Origin of the sequence: Vibrio sp. B1-2, from assembly GCF_963888445.1 — a bacterium.
GTDB classification, from domain to species: domain Bacteria; phylum Pseudomonadota; class Gammaproteobacteria; order Enterobacterales; family Vibrionaceae; genus Vibrio; species Vibrio anguillarum.
In genome coordinates, this window is sequence record NZ_CAWPJH010000041.1 from 133,484 (window position 1) to 160,457 (window position 26,974).

Sequence of the window (26,974 nt, forward strand, 5' to 3'; positions counted from 1 at the left end):
GGGATTATCCGGTGAAGTTCATAAAGCGATTGTTATTACTTTCATTGATTTGCATTATTCTTGGAGTCACTACGATATTTGGCTTCTATTTTTACGTGAAGCCAGACCTCCCCGATGTAGCGACTTTACGTGATGTACAATTGCAGACACCGATGCAGGTCTATAGTCAAGATGGCAAGCTCATCGCCCAATTTGGAGAAAAGCGCCGAGTTCCGTTGCGTATTGAAGAGATCCCGCCTGAACTTATCGAAGCGATTATCGCCACCGAAGATAGTCGCTTCTATGAACACTATGGTTTTGACCCAATTGGTATCACTCGTGCTGCGGTCGCTGTGATCGCCTCAGGTAGCGCTAAACAAGGTGCAAGTACCATTACTCAGCAGCTTGCTCGTAACTTCTATCTCTCTAATGAGAAGAAGATCATGCGAAAAATCAAAGAGATTTTTATCGCTATTCATATCGAACAATTGCTGACGAAAAAAGAAATCCTAGAGCTTTATCTCAATAAAATTTATCTCGGTTACCGATCGTATGGAATTGGAGCGGCAGCCCAAGTTTATTTTGGAAAAGAAGTCAAAGATTTAACGCTGAGTGAAATTGCCCTGATTGCAGGACTTCCCAAAGCACCTTCAACCATGAACCCTATCTATTCTCTAGATCGCGCGACTAACCGCCGTAACGTGGTGCTACAGAGAATGCTTGATGAGAAATACATAACCCCAGCGCAATATGCGCAAGCCCGCTCTGAGCCCTTAATGTCGAAATACCACGGTGCTGAAATTGAACTTAATGCACCTTATGTGGCAGAAATCGCCCGTTCATGGATGGTGGAGCGCTATGGTGAAGAGTCGGCCTATACCTCTGGCATGATTGTCACCACAACGGTAGATTCCAAACAGCAGCAAGCCGCGAGTAAAGCTGCAATCAATAACCTACTCGCCTATGATGAGCGTCATGGCTATCGCGGTGCTGAAAAAGTAGTTTGGAAAGAAGGCCAAACGCCATTGAATGAACAGCAACTGGCCGAGCACTTAAATAATGAACCGACTTATGGAGATTTATTACCAGCCGTCGTTACCCACGTAAGCAGCCAATCGGCTACGGTTTGGGTTAAGAACCAAGGATTGCAGACCATTGAATGGCAAGGCATGAACTGGGCTCGCCGTTTCTTAACTGATTCTCGACAAGGACCAGTTCCGAGTACAGCGACGGAAATCATCGCCGCTGGTGAACAAATTTGGGTACGTAATCGTGCTGAATACAGTGATGACCATACCACCGACGAAGTACCACAGTGGTACTTAAGCCAAGTACCCAATGCCAACACTGCCTTTGTTGCCATGAACCCAGAAAATGGTGCGGTACTGGCGCTGGTTGGCGGCTTTAACTTTGTGCACAATAAATTTAACCGTGCGACTCAATCGGTGCGTCAAGTCGGCTCAAGTATTAAACCCTTTATCTACTCTGCCGCCATCGATAAAGGCATGACCTTAGCGACGCTCATTAATGATGCGCCGATTAACCAGTGGGACCAAAGCCAAGGTACAGCATGGCGTCCTAAAAACTCACCACCGACTTATATTGGCCCAACTCGTCTTCGCGTTGGCTTGGCTCAATCCAAAAACGTGATGGCGGTGAGAGTGCTACGCGCTGTTGGGCTGGATGAAACACGTGAGTATCTCACTCGCTTTGGTTTTGATATTGACCAAGTACCACGCTCAGAAACCATTGCCTTAGGTGCGGGAAGCTTAACGCCGGTTAAGATGGCGCAAGGCTATTCCGTGTTTGCCAATGGCGGCTATTATGTTGAACCCTATTACATCAGCAAAGTTGAAGATCCCTTTGGCAAACTTGAGTATCAAGCCACACCAAAAGTCGTTTGCCAACAGCAATGCACCCCAGACACAAATGAGTTCGATGAGCAAGATGTTGCATCGCACTATGCTCCACAAGTAATTTCCGAACAAAACGCATTTCTTGTCCGAGAGATGATGTACAGCAATATTTGGGGTGGCGGAAATTGGCGTGAAGGAACGGGTTGGAATGGTACAGGCTGGCGTGCACAAAAGCTGGGGCGTCGTGATATTGGTGGTAAAACAGGAACGACCAATGACTCCAAAGATGCGTGGTACAACGGCTATGCACCGGGCATGGTCGCTATTGCTTGGGTCGGATTTGATGATCATAACCGCAACTTAGGTAGGACAACCGAAAACAGCAATGTAGATGACGATGGTGTATCCGGTGCGGAAGCGGGAGCAAAAACGGCACAACCTGCTTGGATTGATTTTATGCGTCAAGTACTGCTCGATGTGCCAGCGCAAGACAAACCCATTCCCGCCAATATTGTGCGGGTAAGAATCGATATCGATACCGGCTTATTAACCAATAAGTTTGATTCAAGTTCGATGTTTGAATACTTCATTCAAGGCACTGAGCCAACCGAGTATGTCGCAGAGAGTGTCTCTGACAACATCTACTCTTCACCTACAGGTGAAGAGCTATTCTAAAGCTCAGTAAAAAGAGGCTACATTTAGCCTCTTTTTTTATTTCTCATTTAGCTTTGTTTTGATTGCGTGAGCCAACTGCTCAAAACGCTGCCTCAGCGGCGATCCCGGCCGATAAGCTAATACTAAGCGGCGTGAAGGCTGCGGGTTGACCGCTTTAAGGTAACAAACGCCATCCTTCTCTTTGACATCTGGTAAAGAGAGCTCAGGTAACAGGGTAATTCCCCCACCCGCTGCGACCATATTACGCAGCGTCTCTAAGCTGGTCGCTTTAAAACGTTCGTCATCTTTTGCGCCTGCCGCAAAACAGAAACCTAAGGCTTGATCGCGTAAGCAATGACCGTCACCTAAAGCCAATACCGTTCGCCCTTTCAAATCCAACATACTTACTTCACTTTTTGCAGCCCATTCATGCCCACTAGGCACGGCAATACTCAATGCTTCGTCATACAGATCAATCTCTTTAAAATGAGCCGTTTCCGCAACGGAGGCCAACACTAAACAATCGAGTTTTCCATCCTCTAGCTGGCGCACAAGCTGTTGGGTTTGCGCTTCGTGTAAATAGAGCTCCAGTTCAGGAAATTGCTCTTTTAAAAAAGGCACAATACGCGGCAAAAGGTAGGGGCCTAAAGTGGGAATGAATCCAATATGGATAGGACCACTCATCGAGCCACCCTGGCCGCTAGCCATATCTCTGAAGGTTTTGATTTCACTTAAAATACGCTTGGCCTGATCGACCAATTGCAGGCCCGAATCGGTGAACAATACTCGGCGACTGCTGCGCTCTAATAATACTGTTCCCAGCTCATCCTCCAGTTTGCGGATCTGGCCACTGAGTGTTGGCTGGCTCACAAAACAAGCTTCTGCTGCTTTACGAAAATGTTTATGTTCAGCTAATGATACTAAGTACTCAAAATCACGAATGTTCATCTTCAATCTCAATAGAATCCACCTATCAAAACCATAGCATCAAACGATTGGAGCTATCAAAGGTTTTCTTCCATAATGGCTTCAACAAATGAGAGCAGCGGCTCTTAAAATCATAACCTAACTTAGAAAATCACAAGGAAAATAGAATGTTAGTATCTAAAGAAGGCCAAGCGGTACCACAAGTCACTTTCCCTACTCGTCAAGGTGATGCTTGGGTTAATCTCACAACAGATCAATTATTCAAAGGTAAAACCGTTATCGTATTTAGCTTGCCAGGTGCCTTCACCCCAACCTGTTCATCAAGCCACTTGCCGCGTTACAACGAACTGTACCCGGTGTTTAAAGAGCATGGCGTTGATGACATCCTATGTGTTTCGGTGAACGATACCTTTGTGATGAATGCTTGGAAAGCAGACCAAGAAGCAGAGAATATTACTTTCATTCCTGATGGCAATGGCGAATTTACTGACGGCATGGGTATGTTAGTTGATAAAAGCCAAATCGGTTTTGGCAAACGTTCATGGCGTTACAGCATGTTAGTCAAAGATGGCATCATCGAAAAAATGTTTATCGAAGCTGATGAACCGGGTGACCCGTTCAAAGTATCAGATGCTGACACCATGCTGAAATACATTGCACCTAACTATAAAACACAAGAATCGGTTACCGTATTTACTAAACCAGGTTGCCCATTCTGCACTAAAGCAAAACAACTCTTGATTGACCACGGTCTTCAATATGAAGAAGTGGTATTGGGTAAAGATGCAACCACAGTGAGCTTACGAGCTATCACAGGCCGTACCACCGTTCCGCAAGTTTTCGTTGGTGGTAAACACATCGGCGGCAGCGAAGAGCTAGAAGCTTACCTGGGCTAATCACGCCTGCCCTAGGAAAATCTTCCTAGGGCATCCTCCTCATTTAGACTCAATGACAGCATTATTAAATGTTGCCATCGACTATTCACATTCCAAATTTAGAGAAAGCGATGATGAAACAGTTAAACGTTGATGTAGCCATTATTGGTGGTGGGACCGCAGGACTCGGCGCTTATCGTGCAGCAAAAGCACATACGACTAGTATCGTCATGATCGAAGGTGGCCCATACGGAACCACATGCGCTCGCGTCGGCTGCATGCCATCTAAGTTACTGATTGCGGCCGCTGAAAGTGTCCACCACATCCACAAAGCTCCTGCTTTTGGTGTTCATCCTCAAGGTGAAATTGTCATTAATGGACGTGAAGTGATGGCGCGGGTAAAACGTGAACGTGACCGCTTTGTCGGATTTGTGCTTGAAGGCGTTGAGGAGATCCCCGCTGAAGACAAAATCTCAGGCTACGCCCAATTTATCGACAACCACACCCTGCAAGTTGACAACCATACACGAATCAGCGCCAAGCGGATCGTGATTGCTACCGGTTCTCGCCCAGCCTACCCCGCGGTATGGCATGAACTTGGCGATCGCTTAATCATTAATGACGACCTATTTGAGTGGGACGACTTACCGGAATCTGTTGCCGTATTTGGCCCTGGGGTGATTGGCTTAGAACTAGGTCAAGCCTTACATCGCTTAGGGGTAAAAGTGAAGCTGTTCGGCATTGGTGGACAAGTTGGCCCATTAACCGACCCTGATGTGATGGCTTACGCCGATAAAACGTTTAAAGAAGAATTCTATTTAGACGCTGACGTTAAAGTGGAAAGCATGAAACGCATTGCTTCTCCAACAGGCCAAAACGACAAAGTTGAAATCCAATTCATCAACCGTGAAGGGCAGCTCGAGACATTTGTCGTTGACTATGTGTTGGCGGCAACCGGTCGTCGCCCGAATGTAGATAAATTGGCAATTGAAAATACCGATATAGCCCTTGATGCGCGTGGCGTACCGACGGCCGATCACTATACGCTGCAAACCTCTGTAGACAATATTTTCATTGCTGGTGATGCCAGTAATCAACTGCCACTGCTTCATGAAGCAGCCGATCAAGGTCGTATTGCAGGGGATAACGCTGGCCGCTACCCAGATATTCGTGCAGGGCTTCGTCGTTCCTCTATCTCAGCGGTTTTTTCAGACCCACAAATTGCGATGGTCGGTGAATCCTACAAACAGCTAACCACTCGTTTGGGAAATTGTGGCTGTTTTGCTATCGGTACTGTGTCGTTTGAAAATCAAGGCCGTTCACGCGTCATGCTGCGCAATAAAGGGTTATTGCATGTGTATGGCGAACAAGGAACAGGGCGATTTTTAGGCGCTGAAATGATGGGGCCGAATGCGGAGCACTTGGCTCATTTACTGGCGTGGGCACATCAAAATCAGATGACGATTTCACAGATGTTGGATATGCCTTTTTATCACCCCGTAATTGAAGAAGGCGTGCGCACCGCGCTGCGTGACCTAAACGCGAAACTTCATTTGGGCCCTGAGATGATCAAGCATTGCATGGACTGCGGTCCGGGCTGTTAACCTTAAATATCCATTCATGCGGTCGCCCTTGTGCGGCCGTTTTTTATACGCTTTAGTTTCAGCCACGCCTTAGACTCACACCTTCGCGCACGTTATACTGCCGTTATTTTCTCTTTAATGAACGCGCTTATGCCTTGCAATAACTGCCAATCTTCGTGGTTTTGGAAAAAAATCGGCCGCTGCCAACGTTGTATGGATCAGCTCACTGTTTTGTCAGTTGGGTGCTGGCTTGTGTGGTGGTGGTTATGCAGGGAGAACCCCAAAACCATTGAATCGATCAGCTTGCTAATAGCGGGCTTTGCCTTTAACGGTTTGCTGTTTTTACATCTGTGGATGAAGTTTGTGGTACTCCCTTGGCGTAAGCGGCAAGGGCGCGACAAATAAAAAGCTAAAGAGCACAAAAGAAAAAGCCCCAGAACCAATAGTAGGTTTGGGGCCTTCTTAGATTCTTCTAAGAAAAAGCAGTGGTACAGTTATAGACCACGCTTTTCTTAAATTGTTCCGTGATCATTCGATCTTTTTGAGATCTTTTTCCAAGGCCTCATTAACAGCAATGATCGCGTTTGTAATCAACGTATTAAGCGACGTTGACTCGCTTGATGATCTGCTCAACCAAATTGATCTCAAGCGCCACTTCATCACAAGCGTGCTGCCGTGGGCATTGTTCACAATCTTTGAGCACTTTCTCTGGCAGTAAGCTTTTTGAGGTTGGAATAAAATCATGCTTCATGAAAAACTCTGGCGTTCGAGTCAGAACAAACACTTTCTTAATCGCCATTTGCCGCGCTTTATTCACCAAATACGAGACGATCGCTTTTCCTTGTCCTTGACCTTGCCAACCTGCTTCTACACCAAGCGAACGAATTTCAGCCAACCCAGAGTCATAGACATATAACGAGGCGCATCCCGTCACTTCACCATGGTGTTCCGCCACGGCAAATGAACCAATATCGCGCACCAACTCATTGCGTGAACGAGGCAGATTTTCTCCCATATTCGCCCAATAAGTGACCATACTTTCTAGCGTTTCAATATCCGTCAAACGGGCAGGACGAACTTTCACCGCCGTGGTGTCACGTTTGTCTAAACGCGCTTTAGCTTGATCAACCGCATAGGCCACTTGTTTTGGCGAAACGCCACCTAAAGCGCTGCGTTTTTCTAAGCAAGATTCAATGGTGAGGATCGCATAAACATCATCTTCAATGACCGACGAAAACTCTTTAAGCTCGGCAAGGGTCAGTTCTTCAAGCGCACACCCTTTCGCAATCGCGCCAACCACAGCTACGCCCACAATATGGTGCGCTTCACGGAAAGGGATCCCTTTGGCGACTAAATAATCAGCTAATTCGGTAGCATTGGCATAGCCTTGTTTAGCCGCTTCTAAAGTCCGTTCGGTTTTAATTTTGATGCCATCAAAGCAAAGCGCAGCCATTTCCATGCAGTCGTTCCAAGTATCCAGCGCGTCAAACAGCCCTTCTTTGTCTTCTTGCATATCTTTGTTATAAGCCAATGGTAAGGCTTTGACCGTCATCATCATGCCCGCAAGCGAGCCATAAACACGGCCAGTTTTGCCACGGATCAGCTCTAATGCATCAGGGTTTTTCTTTTGCGGCATCAAGGATGAACCCGAAGTCACGGTGTCAGCCAGTTCGATAAAACCAGACTCACCCGAGTTGTAGAAGATCATATCTTCCGCCAAGCGCGATAAATGCAGCATCGAGATCGACGCCACCGACATCAATTCCATCACGTGATCTCGGTCGGATACTGAATCGAGCGAGTTACGCGTGGCACGGCGAAACCCTAAATGATGAGCAAGCTGTTCACGATCAATCGGATAGGCCGTACCTGCCAGCGCGCCGGAGCCAAGTGGACAAGTATCAAGGCGCTTAATCGCATCATTTAAACGAGAGTAATCACGCTCAAACATTTCAACATAGGCCAAACACCAATGCGCAAAGGTCACTGGTTGCGCACGTTGCAGGTGGGTATAACCGGGCAAAACCGTCGCTTGGTGCTGCTGAGCAACCGACACTAGTTTCGTTTGCAGGCGATCTAACCCCAACAGTAATTGCTGACCTTGCTGGCGGCACCACAATTTTAAATCGGTCGCGACTTGGTCATTACGAGAGCGCCCAGTGTGCAGCTTTTTGCCTAAATCACCCACTTTGCTGATCAACTGCTGCTCAACCCAAGAGTGAATATCTTCTGCATCAGAGCGTAAGATCTGCTCAGGATCTTCCATCACTTCCAGTTTGAGTTCGTTGAGCGCAAGTTCTAGTTTTTGCTGCTCCTCTTCGCCCAAAACATTCACTGACACCAACGCCTTTGACCATGCTATAGAGCCCACAATGTCTTGTTCAGCCAATCGGTAATCAAAGCGAAGTGAATCGTTGAACTCTTTGAACCTCGTGTCTGCTGCTTGGGTAAATCTACCGCCCCATAATGCCATTGCGTATCTCCTGCTCTTAGGTCGCGACTGAGCGTGACCACATCAAATTGCTCAATCATTTTTATAATAAAGATCGCTACTAGAGCGATCTTTTATTGTTATTTTTGTGTCTCTACCTTGGGTGTTAACCTAGGCTTTATTCTTCTTCGCTTCGTTCAACGCTCTGATCCGGCTTGCCAACGAATAGAGACGAATGAAGCCGCCCGCGTGGCTTTGGTCATACACAACATCTTCACCAAAGGTCGCAAACTCTTCCGAGTACAAGCTGTTTTCAGAACGTTTTTGCGTCACTGTCGCTTGCCCTTTGTAAAGCTTCACAACCACTTCACCATTAACATCCTGTGCCAGCTCATCGGCTGCGGCCATGATGGATTTACGCAGCGGAGTGAACCAACGCCCATCGTATACAAGATGCGACGCTTTGACACCCAGTTCTTCACGAAATTCGAATGAGGCTTTATCGAGCACTAACTGCTCAACAGCACGCAACGCTTCCATCATGATGGTGCCTCCTGGGGTTTCATAACAACCACGAGACTTCATACCAACCAAACGGTTTTCAACGATGTCGATACGACCAACTCCGTGTTTAGAGCCTTTCTCATTAAGGTAAACGAGTGCGTTGTAAGGCGTCATCAGTTCACCATCGACGCCAACGACTTCGCCTTTCGCGACCTGCAGTGTGACAAACTCTGGCTCATTTGGCGCTTGTTCTGGATCTACTGTCCATACCCAGCAATCCTCATTAGGGGCGTTCCAAGTACTCTCAAGCACGCCACCTTCGGTCGAAATGTGCCACGCGTTCGCATCACGCGAGTAAATTTTCGTCAATGAAGCGGCGCAAGGAATGTTACGCTCAGCAAGGAAATCAAGACACTCTTCACGACTCACGATGTCCCACTCACGCCAAGGGGCAATCACATGTAAATCAGGCGCTAGGGCTGCAAACGCACCTTCAAAACGCACTTGGTCATTACCTTTCCCCGTACAGCCGTGACACAGCGCATCGGCACCCACTTTACGCGCTACTTCAACTTGCGCTTTGGCAATGATTGGGCGAGCCATTGACGTCCCAAGCAGGTATTTACCTTCGTAATAAGCACCTGTTTTTAGTGTTGGGTAGATGTATTCAGCGACCATCTCTTCTTTAAGATCGACCACATAACACTCTGACGCGCCAGACGCTTTCGCTTTCTCTTCGATGCCGACCAATTCTTCTTCACCTTGGCCGACATCGGCAACAAAGGCAACCACTTCACAATCGTAGTTTTCTTTTAACCACGGAATGATCACCGATGTATCTAGACCGCCAGAATATGCGACAACGACTTTATTGACTTGAACCTTGCTCATCTTACTTTCTCCATTTCCCGGCGCTGCGCTTGGCGGTCAGTGCTCTGGGTGATTAATTACTTACAGCTGTTATCAACAACTGATTAAATGCGTTTATTGAGGTAAAAATTGGGTCCCGATACTTTCGCCCGCAAACAATTTGCTGAGCTTATCTGGGTAACGCCATGTCGCCACTTCAATCGGGCGACCTAAATCATTTGCCGCTTCCAGCGCCGCTTTCACTTTGACAATCATGCCATCCGTGATCACTTTGCCTTTAATCAGCGCATTGGCCTGCTGCTCATTGAGGCTCGACAACAAATGGCCTTTGCCATCCAGCACACCGCTCACATCGGAAAGCAGAACGAGCTCTGCGTCCAATGCGCCAGCCACTGCAACGGCTGCTTGATCGGCGTTGACATTCATCATTTGGCCATCAGCAGTCAGGCCAATCGAGCTGATAATAGGCAAACCACCAGCGGCTAAAATCGCTTGCACGATTTGTGAATCACCAGGAGAAGCCTTGCCCACTGCGCCGAGTTCTGGATCCAACTCTTCGACTTTGCATAGCCCGCCATCAGCGAGCGATAAACCAACCGCATTTAAGCCATCTTTAATCGCTTGCCCTTGCAGCATTTTGTTGGCTGTCCCAGCCAGCGCGCCTGCAATCAGCGGAATTTGGTCATAAGGCGTGACACGCAAACCTTCTTTCTTCACGGTTTTTAGTTGTAATTTCGCCATCAGGTCATCGACGAGATAACCGCCCCCGTGCACGATGACAATTCGTCGCTGAGCTTGGGCTTGATACAGTGCGATTGCGCCAAACAGTTTGCTTAGCGTTTCAGAACAAGACAGCGCCGCGCCGCCTAACTTAATCACTAATGGATTTTGCTTTGTATCTATCATATTTAACCCTTACGCTTGGTGCGTTACACCAAAGCCGTTAGCTCAGAAAAACCGTAATGAATATTTAAACACTGCATCGCTTGGCTCGATGCCCCCTTTAATAAATTATCGATCGCGGACACGACGATAATATGCTCACCTTGCACTCGCCAACCGAGGTCGCAAAATGGTGTAAATTCAACATCTTTGATGCTCGGCAAGGTTGATTTGAGCCGAACCGCTGGTTTGTTAGCGTACGCCTTCTCAAAAGCATGGCTGACTTGTTGCTCTGAAATACCTGATGCAAGCTTCATTGTCACGGTGGCCAAAATACCGCGTTTGAAATTCCCTAAGTGAGGCGTAAAAATCACATCACATCCTAAATGGGCGACGATTTCAGGTTGGTGGCGATGAGTAAACACGCCGTATGGCTGTAAGCTCACTTCACAAAAACTGTTGGTTAATGTCGCTTTTCTGCCCGCGCCGGTGACACCGCTGGTGGCATTAATCACCGGCCATTGAGTTGTATCTAACAAACCCGCTTCAACCAAAGGCTTTATCGCAAGTTGCGATGCGGTTGGATAGCAACCCGCAACAGCGATCAATTGGCTCTGCTTAATTGCCTCACAATTCCATTCCGCCAGTCCATAAACCGCGTTTTCTAACCATTTAGGGTGTTGATGTTTAAAACCATAGTAATTTTGGTAAAAATCATCACCTTTGACGCGAAAAGCACCAGAAAGGTCGAAAACTTGACAATTTTGCGCAAGAAAAATAGGCGCGAGATCATGGCTCACCTCATGAGCCGTAGCTAAAAACACCACATCACATTGGCTTGCAACGCTCACCGGATCCATTAATGGTTGTACCTGCATGTCGACAATACCGGAGAGTTTGCCATGCAGCTCAGCCATTGGTTTTCCAGCATCTAGGCTATTGGCGGAAACGTATAAACCTGATAGCGTGAGTTGTGGGTGTTTTTGCACCATATACGCCAACTCAGCGCCGGTATAACCGCTAGCTCCGATAATTGTGGTTTTCAACATCTCGTGACATCCAATTTCAAGGTAAAAAAGACAATCTAAAAATGACTATAAATTTCAAAAAAGACACTTAACTCGGTTTTTTATTCACACAAAGTGATTTAATATGTGTTTTACCTTCTCGCAATTACTCTGTCAATACTAGGAGCAAAGATAATATGCAATTACCCAGTTTTCTTGAGGTTTACCAAGGTCTGATTTCAACCTCTTCCATCAGCTCCACAGATGCTCGTTGGGACGAAGGTAACCAGAATGTGATTGATAAATTGGCAAGCTGGTTTTCCAGCTTAGGGTTTGTAGTCGACACCATTGAAGTCGCGCCGGGAAAATACAATTTAGTGGCGAAGAAAGGTTGCGGCGAAGGTGGTCTACTGCTCGCGGGGCACAGTGATACCGTTCCATTTGACGAAGGACGTTGGAATTTTGAACCACACGCGTTAACGCAAGCCAATGATCGTTTCTATGGCTTAGGCACGGCAGACATGAAAGGCTTTTTTGCTTTTATCTACGAAGCGGTGAAAAAAGTCGATTGGAGTAAACAGAGTAAACCGCTGTATGTGTTGGCGACCTGTGATGAAGAAACCACCATGCTCGGCGCACGTCATTTCACTGAACATGCACCATTTCAACCGGATTACTGCATTATTGGTGAGCCGACTAGCCTTGTGCCCATCCGCGGCCATAAAGGCCACGTAGCCAACGCTATTCGAGTGACAGGAAAATCGGGCCACTCTTCTGATCCTGCTCTGGGCGTAAATGCCATCGAAATCATGCATGAAGTGCTGTTCGCGTTAATGCAACTGCGCGACAAATTGATCAAAGAGTACCATCACCCAGGCTTTGCCATTCCTCACCCGACTTTGAACCTCGGTCATATCCACGGTGGCGATAGTCCAAACCGCATTTGTGGCTGCTGCGAATTGCATTACGATGTGCGCCCGCTGCCCGGCATGAGTCTAGATGGGCTCGATAACTTGCTGCGCAGTGCACTGAATGAAGTCAGTGCAAAATGGCCCGGCCGCATTGAGATTACCGCGCTGCATGATGCGATTCCGGGTTATGAATGTCAGCAGGATCACCCCTTTATTGGCAACATTGAAGAGATTTGCAATACCGCTTCACAAACCGTGAATTACTGTACTGAAGCACCGTTCTTACAACAATTATGCCCAACACTGGTACTCGGCCCAGGTTCGATCGATCAAGCGCATCAACCGGATGAATTCCTAGCGTTTGAATTTATTGATCCAACCATCTCGATTTTGTCCAAAGCAATGTATAAATACTGCTTCTAGCCTACCAAGCTTACTCAAGCGATAAATGCCTGACAGCGTTTCTACGGTCGGGCATTTTTGTAATAAAATTTCAGTAATTTACGCCAATTATTCACCAAATGATCACGTTCAATAACATTCAGCAATAATCGTAAAAATAGTCGGCTTTATTTGACTCTACAGGGATCTTTTCGCTAGATTGTGTACTTAGCAAGGAACAATGGATGTAATTTTTTTACAAGGCAGGATGACAATGAACGAAAAATACGCTGCGCTCAAAAGTAACGTGAGCATGCTTGGCCGTTTGCTGGGCAACACCATTCAGGACGCCCATGGTGACGTTATCTTAGAGAAAGTGGAAACCATCCGAAAACTTTCAAAATCAGCCCGTAATGGCAATCAAGCCGACCGAGACAGCTTGGTTGAAGAGATCAAAAACCTTCCCAACGAACAGCTCACCCCAGTAGCGCGGGCATTCAACCAATTTCTTAACTTAACCAACATGGCCGAGCAGTACCACACCATTTCACGTCACTGTGAAGAACATGTGTGTGAGCCTGATGCGATTAATTTACTGTTTACTAAACTGAATCAAAATAAAATCAGTAAATTGGATGCTGCTCAAGCGGTACGCGATCTCAATATCGAGTTAGTGCTAACGGCTCACCCAACCGAAATTACACGCCGCACGATGATCAACAAGCTGGTGAAAATTAACGAGTGTCTCTCCAAGCTTGAACTCAGTGATCTTTCATTTAAAGAGCGCCAAAAAACAGAACGCCGTTTAGAACAGTTGATCGCGCAAAGCTGGCATTCAGATGTGATTCGTAAGCAGCGCCCTACGCCACTGGATGAAGCAAAATGGGGCTTTGCGGTGGTGGAAAATTCTCTATGGCAAGCCGTGCCTGATTTTCTTCGTGAATTTGATGAGCACCTCACCAACTACTTAGGTGAAGGGCTACCAATTGATGCACGCCCTGTGCATTTTTCTTCGTGGATGGGCGGCGACCGTGATGGTAACCCCTTTGTGACTCATAAAATCACCCGTGAAGTAATGCTGCTTTCTCGCTGGAAAGCGGCCGATCTCTACCTAGGTGATATCAATGAGCTGGTCAGCGAATTGTCGATGACCAAATGCAGTGACGCGCTACGCGATTTGGCTGGCATAGATGAACACGAACCTTATCGCGCTATTCTCAAACGCCTGCGTGAACTACTCAGCGAAACACTGGAAGTGTTGGATGCCAAGATCAATGGCCAACAACTGGCACGCAAAGCACCACTGCAAAATATCGCACAGTTGTGGGAACCGCTTTATGCCTGCTACCAATCTTTACATCAATGCGGCATGGGCGTCATTGCCGATGGCTCGCTGCTTGATACTCTGCGCCGGATTAAAGCGTTCGGCGTGCATCTTGTGCGTTTGGACATTCGCCAAGAGAGCACTCGCCACTCTGATGTGATCTCCGAGCTCACCCGTTATTTAGGCATTGGTGATTATGACCAGTGGAGCGAGCAAGACAAAATTGCGTTTCTCACCAATGAGTTGAGCTCAAAACGTCCTTTGTTACCTCGTGACTGGCAGCCTTCAGAAGCGGTACAAGAGGTGATCGACACCTGTAAAATCGTTGCTTCTCAGCCTCGCGAAGCCTTTGGTGCTTATGTGATTTCGATGGCTCGTACCGCATCAGATGTACTTGCTGTACATCTATTGTTGCAAGAGTGTGGCTGCCCTTATCGCATGGACGTTTGTCCACTGTTCGAAACTTTGGATGATTTAAACAACGCAGAAACGGTGATCCGCCAACTAATGGGCATTGATCTCTATCGTGGCTTTATTCAAAACCACCAGATGGTGATGATTGGTTACTCTGATTCCGCTAAAGATGCAGGTGTAATGTCCGCCGGTTGGGCGCAATACAGCGCAATGGAAGCTTTGGTTAATGTCAGTGAAGAGGCCGGAATTGAACTGACACTATTCCATGGACGTGGCGGCACCATTGGTCGCGGGGGCGCTCCAGCACATGCGGCACTGCTTTCACAACCACCCAAAAGCTTAAAAGGTGGCTTGCGTGTGACGGAGCAAGGCGAAATGATCCGCTTTAAACTTGGTCTACCAGAAGTAGCGGTCAATAGTTTTACGATGTACGCCAGCGCCATTTTAGAAGCAAACCTGCTGCCACCACCAGAGCCAAAACAAGATTGGCGCGACTTAATGGAGGTATTGTCTGAAGTCTCTTGCGAAGCGTATCGCCATATTGTTCGCGGCGAGCCGGACTTTGTCCCGTACTTCCGCCAAGCAACGCCAGAGCTAGAGCTGGGTAAATTACCGCTCGGTTCACGTCCGGCTAAACGCAACCCTAATGGTGGGGTCGAAAGCTTACGTGCAATCCCGTGGATCTTCTCTTGGAGCCAAAACCGCCTCGTGCTACCAGCCTGGCTAGGTGCGGGAGAAGCAATTCAGTTTTCTATCGATAAAGGACACCAAGCACTGCTGGAAGAGATGTGCCGTGAATGGCCATTTTTCTCAACGCGTTTGGGCATGCTAGAGATGGTTTACTCCAAGTGCAACATTGAAATCTCACGCTATTACGATGAACGCCTAGTCGATGAATCGTTACGCCCGCTCGGTGAGCGTTTGCGTTCTCAATTACAGAAAGACATCAAAGCGGTATTAAATGTAGAAAACAATGAGAACTTGATGCAAAGCGATCCTTGGGGTCAAGAGTCAATCCGTTTGCGCAATATCTATGTTGAGCCATTAAATATGCTGCAAGCAGAGCTGTTGTACCGCACTCGCCAAACCGAAACCGCACCAGCAGAGTTAGAAGAAGCCTTAATGGTGACTATCGCGGGTATTGCAGCAGGAATGCGTAACACAGGCTAAGTAACAGCATTTTGTTTCACAAACTAGCTAAAAGGCCGCCTCTGTGCGGCTTTTTATTTTAAATCACAAAAATTATTGAGCATATTATCAGTTTTTTTAAGCTAAACTAACAAAGTATTCTACTTTATGCTTATTATTTAGATATACTACTGCTCCTCTGCGGTAGCATACAAACATAACAAATCGCAGGTCGATATGCGTCACGCATATAATCCTAGGTGATAAACGGCTTTTTAAGGTGACACAACCCACTCCGTCAATAGAACGGTGGGTGTTGCTTAAACTCATTCATGATTGATGCCATCAGAAGCACAACACGAGTTTGAGCAAGTTGTTTTTGAGTTTATTAACCATTTGGATTAAAGACATGTCATTACCACACGTTATCCTCACTGTTTTGAGCACTCGCGATGCCACAGGGTACGACATCACAAAAGAGTTCTCTTCGAGCATTGGCTATTTTTGGAAAGCCAGCCACCAACAAGTTTACCGCGAACTGAATAAAATGGGTCAACAAGGCCTAGTCACTTGTGTATTAGAACCGCAAGATGGCAAGCCAGATCGTAAAGTTTACTCCATCACCGATGCAGGTCGCAGCGCTTTAGGTGAATGGTTTGACCAACCTACAGCTCACCCAACCGTACGTGATGAATTTAGCGCTAAATTGATCGCTTGCTCGGTACAACCAGCAACACCTTACCGAATTCAACTGGGTGAATTAGTTGAAGAATCGAAAAAACTGGTTGCTCACTACAAAGAGATTGAGTCTGCGTACTATGCAACACCAGCTACTCTCGATAAGCTACAGCGCCTTGAGCGTCTAACACTACGCCGCAACCTACTGGTTCGCCAAGCGTGGGTTGATTGGGCTGAAGAAGTGCTTGCTGAACTCGATGCAATGGCTTAATGCCAACCATAAAAAAGGGTGATGCTCTGTGAGCATCACCCTTTTTGTTTTTCGCGACCAAATCAAATACCATCACCGGCAATGAAACTTTGAGAACGGCCATTAAATTGTTGGTCCATATCTAACGAAGGCTTATCGGTTTGCGGACGACCGACAATTTTGGCTGGCACTCCAGCGACGGTAGTGTGCGGAGGCACCGCTTGCAATACCACCGAACAAGAACCAATTTTCGCCCCTTCGCCCACTTCAATATTACCGAGAATTTTGGCACCCGCGCCAATCATCACGCCTTCACGAATTTTCGGGTGGCGATCGCCGCACTCTTTACCCGTTCCGCCTAGCGTTACATCTTGTAAAATAGAGACATCATTCTCCACCACCGCGGTTTCACCGATCACAATGCCCGTAGCATGGTCAAGCATGATGCCGCGACCAATACGTGCAGCAGGATGGATGTCCACTTGGCAAGCTACCGAGATTTGGTTTTGAAAATAGGTAGCCAACGCCACTCGACCTTGCTTCCATAACCAGTTCGCGACGCGATAGCCTTGTAAGGCATGGTAGCCCTTGAGATAAAGTAGAGGCATTGAAAACATAGATACCGCGGGGTCACGATTGACAGTCGCGCAGATGTCACACGCCGCCGCTTCCATAATGCTGGGGTCTGCGGCAAATGCCTCTTCGACCACTTCACGCACCGCCATCGCTGGCATTGAGGCCGTATTCAGCTTATTGGCAAGAATGTAGCTCAAGGCCGAGCTTAAACTATCATGCTTAATAATAGTGGCATGATAAAAACTAGCCAGCATCGGTTCTTGCTCTGACTGCTCGCGCGCCTCTTTGACTATGGCTTGCCACACTTTGAGTTTTTCGCAATGTTTCATCGTTGGTTGATCACCCTTCCTCATCCAATCTCTAGAGCGTCAATGTAGATTGCTAATAGGCTTTGTGCCTAATCATGAGCAATGAATTAGCGTTCTGCTTTTTTATCACGAGCCAGCAAATCTTGTGCTGCAACACGCGCATCTTTTCCTTGATACAGCACTTGATAGATTTGATCAACTATTGGCATTTCAACCTCCATGCGCGCCGCTAATAACCACACCTCTTTGGTGTTGCGATAACCTTCAACCACTTGGCCAATTTCTTGCTGCGCCGTATCCACGTCTTTCCCTTGTCCCAACGCCAAACCAAAGCGACGGTTACGTGATTGGTTATCGGTGCAAGTGAGCACTAAGTCACCCAATCCAGCCATCCCCATAAAGGTTTCAGGCTGAGCACCTAACGCTGCACCCAAACGGCACATTTCGGCCAGACCGCGCGTAATCAATGCAGTACGCGCATTCGCACCAAAGCCAATCCCATCGGACATGCCAGCGCCAATCGCAATCACGTTTTTCACCGCACCACCTAGCTGCATGCCAATAAAATCACTATTGGCGTAAACGCGGAAAGTTTTGCTGCAGTGAATTTTGCCTTGCAGATCTTCGACAAACTGCGCGTCAGGCGAGGCAACAGAAATTGCAGTAGGCATTCCCATCGCCAGCTCTTTAGCAAAAGTCGGTCCAGATAACACTGCCAATGAATAGCGCTCGCCAATGGTGTCATAGGCCACATCCATCAGTAACCGGCCCGTTTCAGGTTCAAGCCCTTTGGTTGCCCAACAAATACGGGAATCATCACGCAAGTGAGGCTTTAAACTCTTCATAACAAGGCCAAATACGTGGCTCGGAACTACAACCAACAAATCGCGGCTCGCTTGTACCGCTTTTTTCAAATCGGTTTCCACAATCAGCGAATCGGGAAAATCAATACCGGGTAAAAATTCTTGGTTAGCACGATCAGCGTCAAGACGAGCCATATGCTTAGCATCGTGTCCCCAAAGGACAACATTAGCACCGTTACGTGCTAAAGAAATCGCCAGAGATGTGCCGTAAGAACCCGCACCAACTACTGTCATGGTGATCGCTTTACCGTAAATACTGTTAGGATCTGTCATTGTTTCGTCCATTGCTATTCGTGTTGTCATGTTATACCTAAATTCCTTCCGATACAGCTTTCAATACGGAGTAGCAAGGAACGGAGGTATTGGCATTCGAAATAAACAAAAAATGCACAACGCACCATCATTATCTGGGATGCTTTGTGCATTTTTTATCATCAAAGTCTGACGTGGAACGCCAACGTTAATGATCTCACGTCATTAACGATTAAGCTTCTGCTTGCTCGCCTTGAGTCGCTTGTTGTTGTAGGTAGTTCATGAACAATGCATCAAAGTTCACTGGTGCAAGGTTAAGTTGTGGGAATGTCCCTTTAACAACTAAGCTAGAAATTGTTTCACGTGCATATGGGAACAGAATGTTCGGGCAGAATGCACCTAAACAATGAGCAAGTTGACCCGCTTCCATTTTTTCAGCAGTAAAAATACCACCTTGTTGCACTTCGCATAAGAACGCGATTTCTTCCGCGTTTTTCACTGTCACCGTTAGGCGTAATACGACTTCATACACACCCTCACCCAGATCACGACTTTGAGTGTCAAGATCCAACTTCACATCTGGATTCCACTCTTTTTGGAACATAACAGGTGAGTTTGGCGCTTCAAAAGAGACATCTTTTAGAAAGATACGTTGAATTGCGAAATTTTGTTGTGCTGTTTGTTGTGCGGCTTCAGCCATGATTAAATCCTTAAATACTTACAAATTCAGTGTTGCTTTTAGACTAACCGAGCTGATTTCGAATGACTAGATGAGCTCACGATTACGTGGAAAACATCACAACTCTTAGCATCAAATGCTGGCTTTTCAGCCAGCACACTCAGTTCAAGATAACCGCGATCAGTGAATTATTTATTGCCACGAACCAATGGCAAGTTCGCTTCATTCCAAGCTACAAGACCATTTTTCAGTAAATTCACATTCTCAAACCCAGCTTTAGCAAGCAGGTTGGCACTCTCTTGCGCGGTTTGACCCGTTTTACATACCACAATGATTGGGTCAGACTTGTGCTTTTCAAGGCTAGCCAAGTTACCGGATTTAATATCTGACGGTAAAATGTGAACCGCATCGGTAATATGGCCTTTTTTAAATTCATCTTTCGTGCGGATATCGACAACAACACCGTTTTCACGATTCATTAAAAGCGTCGTTTGTGAAGCGGTGATCTCTTTATAGGCTGCCGTGGTTGATTTCACGATGCTCATGATTAAGGCGACGAGAATACCTACCCATGCCAAAGATAGAATCATATTGTGTTGGAAAAATTCGATGTACTCTTGCATATTCTGTGCTCTTGCAATGTGGGCTTAAAATCAGACAAGGAGTATAACGAGGTTGTCAGCCAGACGCGAGGGCTTACATTGCATAATAAGAAACTGTTGCCGTTTTTCAGCGCGCTCATCGCACTACAAGCGCGCAATCCACATAAGCTTAAAAGCTTAAGCTATCGGAAAAGGAAAAGCCGTCACGTTATCAATATGATCTTGGCCTAACGCCAGCATAATCAAGCGATCAATACCAAGCGCCACTCCTGAACATTCAGGTAAGCCAGCCTCTAACGCCGCTATCAAGTGGTAGTCAATCGGCTGTTCGACCAGCCCCATCGTTTTACGCTTTTGGTTATCCGCTTCAAAACGAGCCAGTTGCTCTTGTGGGTTGTCCAGCTCATGAAAACCATTCGCAAGTTCAATCCCTTTGAAGTAGGCCTCAAAGCGATCCGCAACACGATGATCTTGCGGGTTAATCTTAGCTAGCGCCGCTTGTGATGCAGGAAAATCGTAAACAAAAACGGGGACCTGTTGACCAATTTCCGCCTCAACACCGACACTAAATAGCAGTTGCAGTAAGGTATCTCTATCCTCTTCTGGCTCAGCAATGTCACTTAGACCTAATCGGCTCGCAGCCGCTTTTAACTCGTCCATTGAGCCTTCTAACGGACAAACCCCAAGTACCTGCAAAAATGCTTGTTGGTAACTCATCTTCTGCGCCGATCCACACTGCAAAATAAGTTGCAGTAATTGATCCATCTCATCCATTAAATCATGGTGAGTAAAACCAACCCGATACCACTCTAACATCGTAAATTCTGGGTTGTGATAGCGGCCATTTTCCTCGTTGCGAAACGCTTTATTGATCTGATAAATCGAACCACTCCCCGCTGCCAAAAGTCGTTTCATATGAAACTCTGGGCTGGTCATTAAATAGAGTTGACGGCCATCAGCATATCCTGGACCAACAAATTGGGTTTGGAAGGTTTGCAAATGAATGTCGGTTACCGTGGCATGACTCATAGCTGGTGTATCGACTTCCAATACATCTCGTAGTTCAAAGAAATGGCGGATCTGCTTGAGTAACTGAGCACGCTGTTTGAGTTGTGATATTGATGCGGTTGGCATCCAGTTTTTTCTATTCATGTTCTGGCACACATAAGTTTGGATGATATGAATTTTACTGACTTGAAGCGCAATTCCAAATTCTAACGTGATTATTATCACACAAAGAAAAATAAGTATGCTCGCGCTTGCACTTCCGAAGCAAAAACCTAACAGAATCAATTTTTTCCTTACACAGCTCTTCTACACTACCCGTACCACTTAAGGCTTACGAACCTTTAACTATAACAAGCGGATTTTCCGCATCACACACCGGAGGATAACTGTGCAAATTATCACCACAGATATCGCAGTCATCGGCGCAGGCGGCGCTGGTCTTCGCACTGCAATTGCAGCCGCTGAAGCAAACCCTGATTTAGAAGTTGCTCTGATTTCTAAAGTTTATCCTATGCGATCTCATACGGTTGCAGCGGAAGGAGGCTCAGCAGCAGTTATCAAGGAAGAAGATAGCCTTGACAACCACTTCAACGATACCGTTGGTGGGGGAGATTGGCTATGTGAACAGGATGTTGTTGAATATTTTGTGGCCAACTCGACCCGCGAGATGGTGCAAATGGAACAGTGGGGTTGCCCATGGAGCCGTAAAGAAAATGGCGAAGTCAACGTACGCCGTTTTGGTGGCATGAAAGTCGAGCGTACTTGGTTTGCGGCTGACAAAACAGGCTTCCACATGCTTCACACCCTCTTCCAAACTTCAATGAAGTACCCACAAATCAATCGATTTGATGAGTATTTCGTGGTGGATCTACTTGTTGAAGATGGCGAAGTTCAAGGGCTTATCGCGATTCATATGTCCGAAGGTGAGCTAGTAACCATCAAAGCAAAATCTGTGGTATTAGCCACTGGTGGCGCGGGCCGTGTGTACCACTGCAACACCAACGGCGGCATTGTAACTGGCGATGGTATGGCGATGGCTTATCGTCATGGCGTCCCTCTACGCGATATGGAGTTCGTGCAATACCACCCAACTGGCCTACCTGGCACGGGTATTTTGATGACGGAAGGCTGCCGCGGTGAAGGTGGTATCATCGTCAATAAAAATGGCTATCGTTATCTGCAAGATTACGGTATGGGCCCAGAAACTCCGGTGGGTCAGCCTAAAAACAAATACATGGAACTCGGTCCTCGCGACAAAGTTTCTCAAGCTTTCTGGCATGAACAACAGAAAGGCAACACCATCAAACATCCGCTTGGTGATGTGGTGCTGCTTGATCTTCGCCACCTCGGTGAAGAGTACTTACAAGAGCGTTTACCGTTCATCTGTGAACTAGCGAAAGCTTACGTCAACGTTGATCCAGCAAAAGAGCCGATCCCAATTCGCCCAACCGTACACTACACCATGGGTGGTATCGAAACGGACGGTCAGTGTGAAACGCGCATCAAAGGTCTGTTTGCTGTCGGCGAATGTGCCTCGGTTGGCTTGCATGGTGCAAACCGTTTGGGTTCTAACTCGTTAGCTGAATTTGTGGTTTTTGGCCGCGTTGCGGGTGAAAGTGCAGTGAAACGCGCAGCGGAATTCAAAGGTTGGAACGATGAATCTATCGCCAAACAAGTCAAAGCCGTAGAAGAGCGTATTGCAGCGTTAATGAACCAAGAAGGTGATGAAAACTGGGCCACCATTCGCACTGAGATGGGTCACACCATGGAAGCGGGTTGTGGTATCTACCGCCAAGAAGATTTAATGCAAGCGACGATTGATAAAATCACCGAGCTAAAAGCACGCTACAAGAACATTAGCATTAAAGATAAAGGCAAAGTGTTCAACACCGACCTTCTGTACGCTATCGAAGTCGGTTATGGCCTTGAAGTGGCTGAAGCTATGGTTCACTCAGCTATCTTGCGTAAAGAATCTCGCGGTGCGCATCAGCGTTTAGACGAAGGTTGTACTGAGCGTGATGATGTGAACTACCTCAAGCACTCTTTAGCTTTCTATCAACCAGATGCCGCTCCAAGTATCGACTACAGCGCGGTTAAGATCACGAAATCTCAGCCGAAAGCTCGTCTCTATGGTGAAGCGGCAGAACAGGCTGCCGCCGCGGAAAAAGCGGCAGAAGAGAAAAGCGCAGAGGAGCAAAAATAATGTCAGCAAATCGCATTCAAAAAGTAGACATTTTGCGCTACGACCCAGAAAAAGATGCCAAGCCACGCCTGCAAGCGTTTGAAGTTCCCTTTGATGACACCATGTCAGTGCTCGACGCGATTGGCTACATCAAAGATAACCTCGATAAGGATCTCTCTTATCGCTGGTCTTGCCGTATGGCGATCTGCGGTTCGTGTGGTGTGATGGTTAATGGCGTACCTAAATTGGCTTGTAAAAGCTTCCTGCGCGATTACCCTAATGGCGTGAAAATTGAACCTTTAGCCAACTTCCCAATTGAAAAAGATTTGATCGTGGATATGACTTCGTTTATCGAGCGTCTTGAAGCCATTAAACCCTACATCATTGGCAACGATCGCAAACCTGAAGATGGCACCAACTTACAAACGCCAGAGCAAATGGCCAAATACAAACAATTTGCTGGTTGTATTAACTGCGGTCTTTGCTACGCGGCCTGCCCTCAGTTTGGTTTGAACCCTGAGTTTATTGGTCCTGCAGCATTAACCCTTGCTCACCGCTACAACTTAGATAGCCGTGACCATGGTAAAGCCGAGCGTATGAAGCTCATCAATGGTGATAACGGTGCTTGGGGTTGTACCTTTGTTGGTTACTGCTCTGAAGTGTGTCCAAAACACGTTGATCCAGCAGCAGCCGTCAACCAAGGCAAAGTTGAGTCTTCAATGGACTTCGTGATTGCCATGCTAAAACCTGACGGTTCACCAAAGAAAGTGGAGGGATAAGGATGAGTAACCGTAAACCTTACGTTCGTGAAATGACACGTACTTGGTGGAAAGATCACCCATTCTACCGCTTCTACATGTTGCGTGAAGCCACGGTACTGCCACTGATATTCTTTACCTTATTCCTTACCTTTGGCTTGGGCTGCTTGGTTAAAGGCCCTGAAGCATGGGAAGGCTGGCTAAGCTTTATGGCAAACCCAATTGTGGTCGCAATCAATATTGTCGCGTTAGCGGGGAGTTTGCTGCATGCACAAACCTTCTTTAGCATGATGCCGCAAGTGATGCCAATCCGCTTGAAAGGTAAGCTAATCGACAAGAAAATCATCGTCTTAACTCAGTGGGCAGCGGTTGCGTTTATCTCACTGATTGTTCTCATCGTGGTGTAGGAGCTTATAGTCATGAACAACAATTATAAGGTAAATCGCACGCCAAAACGTTCTGATGAACCTATCTGGTGGGGGCTGTTTGGTGCCGGTGGAACATGGTTTGCGATGATTACCCCGATCACCATTCTCGTGTTGGGTATTTTAGCACCATTAGGCATTATCGATGCTGAAGCAATGAGTTATGAACGCGTTTCGAGTTTTGCGACTAGCATCATCGGCGCACTGTTTATCATTGGCACATTAACCTTACCGATGTGGCATGCCATGCACCGTGTCCATCACGGTATGCATGACCTAAAATTCCACACCGGTTTAGTGGGTAAAATCGCTTGTTATGCGTTTGCAGGGCTGATTTCCGCACTCGCTGTCGTTTTTATCTTTATGATTTGAAGATAGAAAAGTGATGACATCAAAGAGCTGCCTCGGCAGCTCTTTTTTATTACGGCACTCACTCAGCTTTGGAGCAATAAAAAAGGCCGCTAACCGAGCGACCTTCTTACTTATCTTGAGGTGATTATTTGACTCGACCTACGTATTCGCCAGAGCGGGTATCCACTTTGATCACTTCACCGATAGAGATGAACAGTGGCACACGTACCACAGCACCTGTGACCAACGTAGCGGGTTTACCACCCGTACCTTGCGTATCACCTTTCAAGCCCGGATCAGTTTCAGCCACTTCAAGTTCAACAAAGTTTGGTGGTGTTACCGCAATTGGGTTACCGTTCCAAAGCGTCAACATGCAAGTGTTGTTTTCCACTAGCCATTTTGCGCTTTCACCCACCGCTTTATTATCCGCCGCAATTTGCTCGAATGTTTCATTATTCATAAAGTGGTAGAATTCGCCGTCGTTATAGAGATAATCAAGATCGATATCCATTACGTCAGCCGTTTCTACTGAATCACCTGACTTAAATGTTTTTTCCAACACTTTGCCAGAAAGAAGTTTACGGATTTTGACACGGTTGAAGGCTTGGCCTTTACCTGGTTTCACATATTCATTTTCGAGAATGACACAAGGCTCATTATCAAGCATAATTTTGAGACCGCCTTTAAATTCATTCGTGCTAACAGTAGCCATTTTTTCCTCTTACCATTCTTCGAGTTAAATTCAATGCCGCATATAATAACCCGAAAACTTGATTCTGTTGAGCAAAACTGGCTTCAACAATTAACGAATGCGATCTCAAACCCTGCCGAGCTTCTCCAGCAGTTAGAGATTGATCCTGCCCTTTGGCAAAACGGGTTTGCCGCACGCAAACTCTTCGCACTACGGGTGCCACAAAGTTTTGTCGATCGCATGGAAAAAGGAAACCCTTACGATCCCCTGTTGCGTCAAGTTTTGCCACTCAATGAAGAGTTTGAATGGCATGATGGGTACTCAAATGATCCGCTTGATGAGCAAAACAATGCCATTCCGGGATTGCTGCATAAATACCGCAACCGAGTGCTAATGATAGTCAAAGGTGGTTGTGCGATTAACTGCCGTTATTGCTTTCGTCGTCATTTCCCCTACCAAGAGAATAAAGGCTCAAAGCAGGTGTGGCAGCAAAGCGTCGACTATATTGCCGCGCATCCCGAGCTCAATGAGGTCATTTTATCGGGCGGTGATCCGCTAATGGCGAAAGATGAAGAACTGCGTTGGCTCATCGATGCAATCAGCAGCGTGCCTCATATTAAACGATTGCGTATTCACTCGCGCTTACCCGTGGTGATCCCCGCTCGAATCACCGATGCATTGTGTGATCTGCTGCGTGAAACTCGCTTACAAGTCATTTTGGTGACGCACATTAACCATGCCAATGAAATCAATCTAGAATTCAAACAGCAGATGAGTCGTCTGCGCGCCATCAATGTTACCTTACTCAACCAAGGTGTATTGTTAAAAGGTGTTAATGATAGCGTTGACGCGCAAGTCGCGCTCAGCGAAACGTTATTTGATGCAGGAATTTTGCCTTACTACTTGCATGTGCTGGATAAAGTGCAAGGCGCAGCGCACTTTTTTGTTAGTGATCAAAAAGCAAAAGAAATAATGGCAGGTGTCATTGAGCGAGTCTCGGGCTATCTTGTTGCTAAGCTAACTCGAGAAATCGGTGGCAGAGCCAGTAAAACGCCACTCGATCTGCATCTTGAGTAATTACAGAACTTCAAAAGAGCGGTTCGGTGTCAATCAACGAACTCTTACCTTCATACTTTTGGGAAAACCATCATGCAATCTCTCGGACAATTTCTTGATCTTAGTCCATTCAGTTGGTCTGCATTATTGTGCTGTGCTATCAATGGGTTACTGATTGGCGTTGAACGCCAAACCCGCGGTAAACCTGTGGGCATTCGCACATCAATATTAATCATCTCAGGGACTTATCTCTTTCTAGCGATGGCCGTATCACTGTCCCCTAACACCTTAGATCAAGCTCGCGTGCTTGGACAAATTATTACTGGGGTTGGTTTTTTAGGCGCAGGCGTGATGATGACTCAAGATGGGAAAATCCATGGCGTCACCTCAGCCGCTGTTATTTGGGTACTGGCATCACTGGGATTGATGATCGGTCTTGGTTACTTACAGCAATCCATCATTATCACGGTATTGGCATTGTGTGTGTTGTATGGCGTGGATAAGGTAGAAAATAGCTTTCAAAGTTTGCGCCGTGGTGTTCATCAACGCTTTCGTCGTCGTACATAAGG

Annotated in this window: 24 protein-coding genes; 13 read left to right on the top strand and 11 right to left on the bottom strand. The window is 46.8% G+C overall.

The features are described from left to right. Nucleotides 1-11 precede the first annotated feature (11 nt). Nucleotides 12-2,510 carry a penicillin-binding protein 1A gene (locus tag AACQ75_RS13895; protein WP_170888852.1) on the top strand — a complete coding sequence of 833 codons (2,499 nt, stop codon included), beginning with the start codon at nt 12-14 and terminating at the stop codon, nt 2,508-2,510. A gap of 36 nt (nt 2,511-2,546) precedes the next feature. Here the strand turns inward: AACQ75_RS13895 and oxyR are convergent, their stop codons facing one another. Continuing rightward, nucleotides 2,547-3,437 carry a DNA-binding transcriptional regulator OxyR gene (gene oxyR, locus AACQ75_RS13900; RefSeq protein WP_026027425.1) on the bottom strand — a complete coding sequence of 297 codons (891 nt, stop codon included), beginning with the start codon at nt 3,435-3,437 and terminating at the stop codon, nt 2,547-2,549. Between the two features lie 146 nt (nt 3,438-3,583). On the opposite strand from oxyR, the gene AACQ75_RS13905 reads away from it, so the two are divergent. The 3 genes from AACQ75_RS13905 (at nt 3,584) to AACQ75_RS13915 (ending at nt 6,279) form a co-directional block, all read left to right on the top strand. After that, a complete protein-coding gene (locus AACQ75_RS13905) occupies nt 3,584-4,312 on the top strand; it encodes a redoxin family protein (RefSeq protein ID WP_013855882.1) in 729 nt (242 codons plus the stop codon). A 113-nt stretch (nt 4,313-4,425) separates the two neighbouring features. Beyond that, nucleotides 4,426-5,895: a dihydrolipoyl dehydrogenase gene (locus AACQ75_RS13910; protein ID WP_170888927.1), complete on the top strand. Its 1,470-nt coding sequence runs from the start codon at nt 4,426-4,428 to the stop codon at nt 5,893-5,895. A gap of 129 nt (nt 5,896-6,024) precedes the next feature. After that, a complete protein-coding gene (locus AACQ75_RS13915; protein WP_013855880.1) occupies nt 6,025-6,279 on the top strand; it encodes a DUF3624 domain-containing protein in 255 nt (84 codons plus the stop codon). A gap of 193 nt (nt 6,280-6,472) precedes the next feature. Here AACQ75_RS13915 and argH read toward each other — a convergent pair whose 3' ends face one another. The 4 genes from argH to argC form a co-directional block, all read right to left on the bottom strand. After that, nucleotides 6,473-8,347: an argininosuccinate lyase gene (gene argH / locus AACQ75_RS13920; RefSeq protein WP_013855879.1), complete on the bottom strand. Its 1,875-nt coding sequence runs from the start codon at nt 8,345-8,347 to the stop codon at nt 6,473-6,475. Nucleotides 8,348-8,476: 129 nt separating this feature from the next. Continuing rightward, complete coding sequence (locus tag AACQ75_RS13925) at nt 8,477-9,700, bottom strand: argininosuccinate synthase (RefSeq protein ID WP_017043213.1); 1,224 nt, start codon at nt 9,698-9,700, stop codon at nt 8,477-8,479. A gap of 93 nt (nt 9,701-9,793) precedes the next feature. Further along, nucleotides 9,794-10,585, bottom strand: coding sequence for an acetylglutamate kinase (argB, locus tag AACQ75_RS13930; protein ID WP_017049212.1), 792 nt, complete (start codon nt 10,583-10,585; stop codon nt 9,794-9,796). Between the two features lie 23 nt (nt 10,586-10,608). Beyond that, nucleotides 10,609-11,610, bottom strand: a complete 1,002-nt coding sequence (gene argC / locus AACQ75_RS13935; protein WP_017049213.1) for an N-acetyl-gamma-glutamyl-phosphate reductase — start codon at nt 11,608-11,610, stop codon at nt 10,609-10,611. A 155-nt stretch (nt 11,611-11,765) separates the two neighbouring features. On the opposite strand from argC, the gene argE reads away from it, so the two are divergent. From argE to AACQ75_RS13950, 3 genes are all read left to right on the top strand, one after another. Next, nucleotides 11,766-12,902, top strand: a complete 1,137-nt coding sequence (gene argE / locus AACQ75_RS13940; protein ID WP_170888853.1) for an acetylornithine deacetylase — start codon at nt 11,766-11,768, stop codon at nt 12,900-12,902. 232 nt (nt 12,903-13,134) lie between these two features. After that, nucleotides 13,135-15,768, top strand: coding sequence for a phosphoenolpyruvate carboxylase (gene ppc, locus AACQ75_RS13945; protein WP_026027891.1), 2,634 nt, complete (start codon nt 13,135-13,137; stop codon nt 15,766-15,768). A 367-nt stretch (nt 15,769-16,135) separates the two neighbouring features. Next, entirely contained in the window at nt 16,136-16,675 is a 540-nt protein-coding gene (locus AACQ75_RS13950) for a PadR family transcriptional regulator (protein WP_038149150.1), read from the top strand. 62 nt (nt 16,676-16,737) lie between these two features. Here the strand turns inward: AACQ75_RS13950 and cysE are convergent, their stop codons facing one another. The 5 genes from cysE to epmA all read right to left on the bottom strand — a co-directional run bounded on the left by cysE (nt 16,738) and on the right by epmA (nt 21,086). Beyond that, nucleotides 16,738-17,559: a serine O-acetyltransferase gene (gene cysE / locus AACQ75_RS13955; protein ID WP_010317654.1), complete on the bottom strand. Its 822-nt coding sequence runs from the start codon at nt 17,557-17,559 to the stop codon at nt 16,738-16,740. An 86-nt stretch (nt 17,560-17,645) separates the two neighbouring features. Further along, entirely contained in the window at nt 17,646-18,704 is a 1,059-nt protein-coding gene (gene gpsA / locus AACQ75_RS13960; RefSeq protein ID WP_013855871.1) for an NAD(P)H-dependent glycerol-3-phosphate dehydrogenase, read from the bottom strand. Nucleotides 18,705-18,885: 181 nt separating this feature from the next. Then, nucleotides 18,886-19,353, bottom strand: coding sequence for a protein-export chaperone SecB (gene secB / locus AACQ75_RS13965; RefSeq protein WP_013855870.1), 468 nt, complete (start codon nt 19,351-19,353; stop codon nt 18,886-18,888). A 167-nt stretch (nt 19,354-19,520) separates the two neighbouring features. Further along, complete coding sequence (locus tag AACQ75_RS13970) at nt 19,521-19,955, bottom strand: rhodanese-like domain-containing protein (RefSeq protein WP_010317649.1); 435 nt, start codon at nt 19,953-19,955, stop codon at nt 19,521-19,523. A gap of 156 nt (nt 19,956-20,111) precedes the next feature. Continuing rightward, on the bottom strand, nt 20,112-21,086 hold the full coding sequence (gene epmA, locus AACQ75_RS13975) for an elongation factor P--(R)-beta-lysine ligase (RefSeq protein ID WP_170888854.1): 975 nt from the start codon (nt 21,084-21,086) through the stop codon (nt 20,112-20,114). Between the two features lie 244 nt (nt 21,087-21,330). On the opposite strand from epmA, the gene frdA reads away from it, so the two are divergent. The 4 genes from frdA to frdD are packed head-to-tail and all read left to right on the top strand — an operon-like array spanning nt 21,331 to nt 24,679. Continuing rightward, a complete protein-coding gene (gene frdA, locus AACQ75_RS13980; RefSeq protein WP_013855868.1) occupies nt 21,331-23,145 on the top strand; it encodes a fumarate reductase (quinol) flavoprotein subunit in 1,815 nt (604 codons plus the stop codon). Next, nucleotides 23,145-23,903 (top strand): succinate dehydrogenase/fumarate reductase iron-sulfur subunit, encoded by a 759-nt coding sequence (locus AACQ75_RS13985; protein WP_017046770.1) that lies wholly within the window; start codon nt 23,145-23,147, stop codon nt 23,901-23,903. The genes frdA and AACQ75_RS13985 overlap by 1 nt, the downstream gene beginning before the upstream one ends. A 2-nt stretch (nt 23,904-23,905) precedes the next feature. Continuing rightward, nucleotides 23,906-24,289, top strand: a complete 384-nt coding sequence (gene frdC / locus AACQ75_RS13990; RefSeq protein ID WP_017043204.1) for a fumarate reductase subunit FrdC — start codon at nt 23,906-23,908, stop codon at nt 24,287-24,289. A gap of 12 nt (nt 24,290-24,301) precedes the next feature. Next, the gene (frdD, locus tag AACQ75_RS13995) at nt 24,302-24,679 is read left to right on the top strand and encodes a fumarate reductase subunit FrdD (protein WP_170888855.1); all 378 of its coding nucleotides are present in this window, start codon (nt 24,302-24,304) and stop codon (nt 24,677-24,679) included. A gap of 124 nt (nt 24,680-24,803) precedes the next feature. Here frdD and efp read toward each other — a convergent pair whose 3' ends face one another. Beyond that, the gene (efp, locus tag AACQ75_RS14000; RefSeq protein ID WP_017043203.1) at nt 24,804-25,370 is read right to left on the bottom strand and encodes an elongation factor P; all 567 of its coding nucleotides are present in this window, start codon (nt 25,368-25,370) and stop codon (nt 24,804-24,806) included. A gap of 33 nt (nt 25,371-25,403) precedes the next feature. On the opposite strand from efp, the gene epmB reads away from it, so the two are divergent. Together epmB and AACQ75_RS14010 are read left to right on the top strand one after the other, a co-directional pair. Then, on the top strand, nt 25,404-26,426 hold the full coding sequence (gene epmB, locus AACQ75_RS14005) for an EF-P beta-lysylation protein EpmB (RefSeq protein ID WP_019282863.1): 1,023 nt from the start codon (nt 25,404-25,406) through the stop codon (nt 26,424-26,426). A 72-nt stretch (nt 26,427-26,498) separates the two neighbouring features. Beyond that, nucleotides 26,499-26,972, top strand: coding sequence for an MgtC/SapB family protein (locus AACQ75_RS14010; protein ID WP_013855863.1), 474 nt, complete (start codon nt 26,499-26,501; stop codon nt 26,970-26,972). Nucleotides 26,973-26,974 lie beyond the last annotated feature (2 nt).

Excerpts from the sequence above, each read along its gene's own strand:
- AACQ75_RS13970 (WP_010317649.1), bottom strand. The coding sequence starts at position 19,955 with ATGCAAGAGTACATCGAATTTTTCCAACACAATATGATTCTATCTTTG.
- AACQ75_RS13915 (WP_013855880.1), top strand. The coding sequence starts at position 6,025 with ATGCCTTGCAATAACTGCCAATCTTCGTGGTTTTGGAAAAAAATCGGC.
- argE (WP_170888853.1), top strand. The coding sequence starts at position 11,766 with ATGCAATTACCCAGTTTTCTTGAGGTTTACCAAGGTCTGATTTCAACC.
- oxyR (WP_026027425.1), bottom strand. The coding sequence starts at position 3,437 with ATGAACATTCGTGATTTTGAGTACTTAGTATCATTAGCTGAACATAAA.
- ppc (WP_026027891.1), top strand. The coding sequence starts at position 13,135 with ATGAACGAAAAATACGCTGCGCTCAAAAGTAACGTGAGCATGCTTGGC.
- efp (WP_017043203.1), bottom strand. The coding sequence starts at position 25,370 with ATGGCTACTGTTAGCACGAATGAATTTAAAGGCGGTCTCAAAATTATG.
- epmB (WP_019282863.1), top strand. The coding sequence starts at position 25,404 with ATGCCGCATATAATAACCCGAAAACTTGATTCTGTTGAGCAAAACTGG.
- AACQ75_RS13950 (WP_038149150.1), top strand. The coding sequence starts at position 16,136 with ATGTCATTACCACACGTTATCCTCACTGTTTTGAGCACTCGCGATGCC.
- argH (WP_013855879.1), bottom strand. The coding sequence starts at position 8,347 with ATGGCATTATGGGGCGGTAGATTTACCCAAGCAGCAGACACGAGGTTC.
- secB (WP_013855870.1), bottom strand. The coding sequence starts at position 19,353 with ATGGCTGAAGCCGCACAACAAACAGCACAACAAAATTTCGCAATTCAA.
- gpsA (WP_013855871.1), bottom strand. The coding sequence starts at position 18,704 with ATGACAACACGAATAGCAATGGACGAAACAATGACAGATCCTAACAGT.
- frdD (WP_170888855.1), top strand. The coding sequence starts at position 24,302 with ATGAACAACAATTATAAGGTAAATCGCACGCCAAAACGTTCTGATGAA.
- argB (WP_017049212.1), bottom strand. The coding sequence starts at position 10,585 with ATGATAGATACAAAGCAAAATCCATTAGTGATTAAGTTAGGCGGCGCG.
- cysE (WP_010317654.1), bottom strand. The coding sequence starts at position 17,559 with ATGAAACATTGCGAAAAACTCAAAGTGTGGCAAGCCATAGTCAAAGAG.
- frdC (WP_017043204.1), top strand. The coding sequence starts at position 23,906 with ATGAGTAACCGTAAACCTTACGTTCGTGAAATGACACGTACTTGGTGG.
- AACQ75_RS13905 (WP_013855882.1), top strand. The coding sequence starts at position 3,584 with ATGTTAGTATCTAAAGAAGGCCAAGCGGTACCACAAGTCACTTTCCCT.
- AACQ75_RS13925 (WP_017043213.1), bottom strand. The coding sequence starts at position 9,700 with ATGAGCAAGGTTCAAGTCAATAAAGTCGTTGTCGCATATTCTGGCGGT.
- AACQ75_RS14010 (WP_013855863.1), top strand. The coding sequence starts at position 26,499 with ATGCAATCTCTCGGACAATTTCTTGATCTTAGTCCATTCAGTTGGTCT.
- AACQ75_RS13910 (WP_170888927.1), top strand. The coding sequence starts at position 4,426 with ATGAAACAGTTAAACGTTGATGTAGCCATTATTGGTGGTGGGACCGCA.
- epmA (WP_170888854.1), bottom strand. The coding sequence starts at position 21,086 with ATGAATAGAAAAAACTGGATGCCAACCGCATCAATATCACAACTCAAA.
- AACQ75_RS13985 (WP_017046770.1), top strand. The coding sequence starts at position 23,145 with ATGTCAGCAAATCGCATTCAAAAAGTAGACATTTTGCGCTACGACCCA.
- argC (WP_017049213.1), bottom strand. The coding sequence starts at position 11,610 with ATGTTGAAAACCACAATTATCGGAGCTAGCGGTTATACCGGCGCTGAG.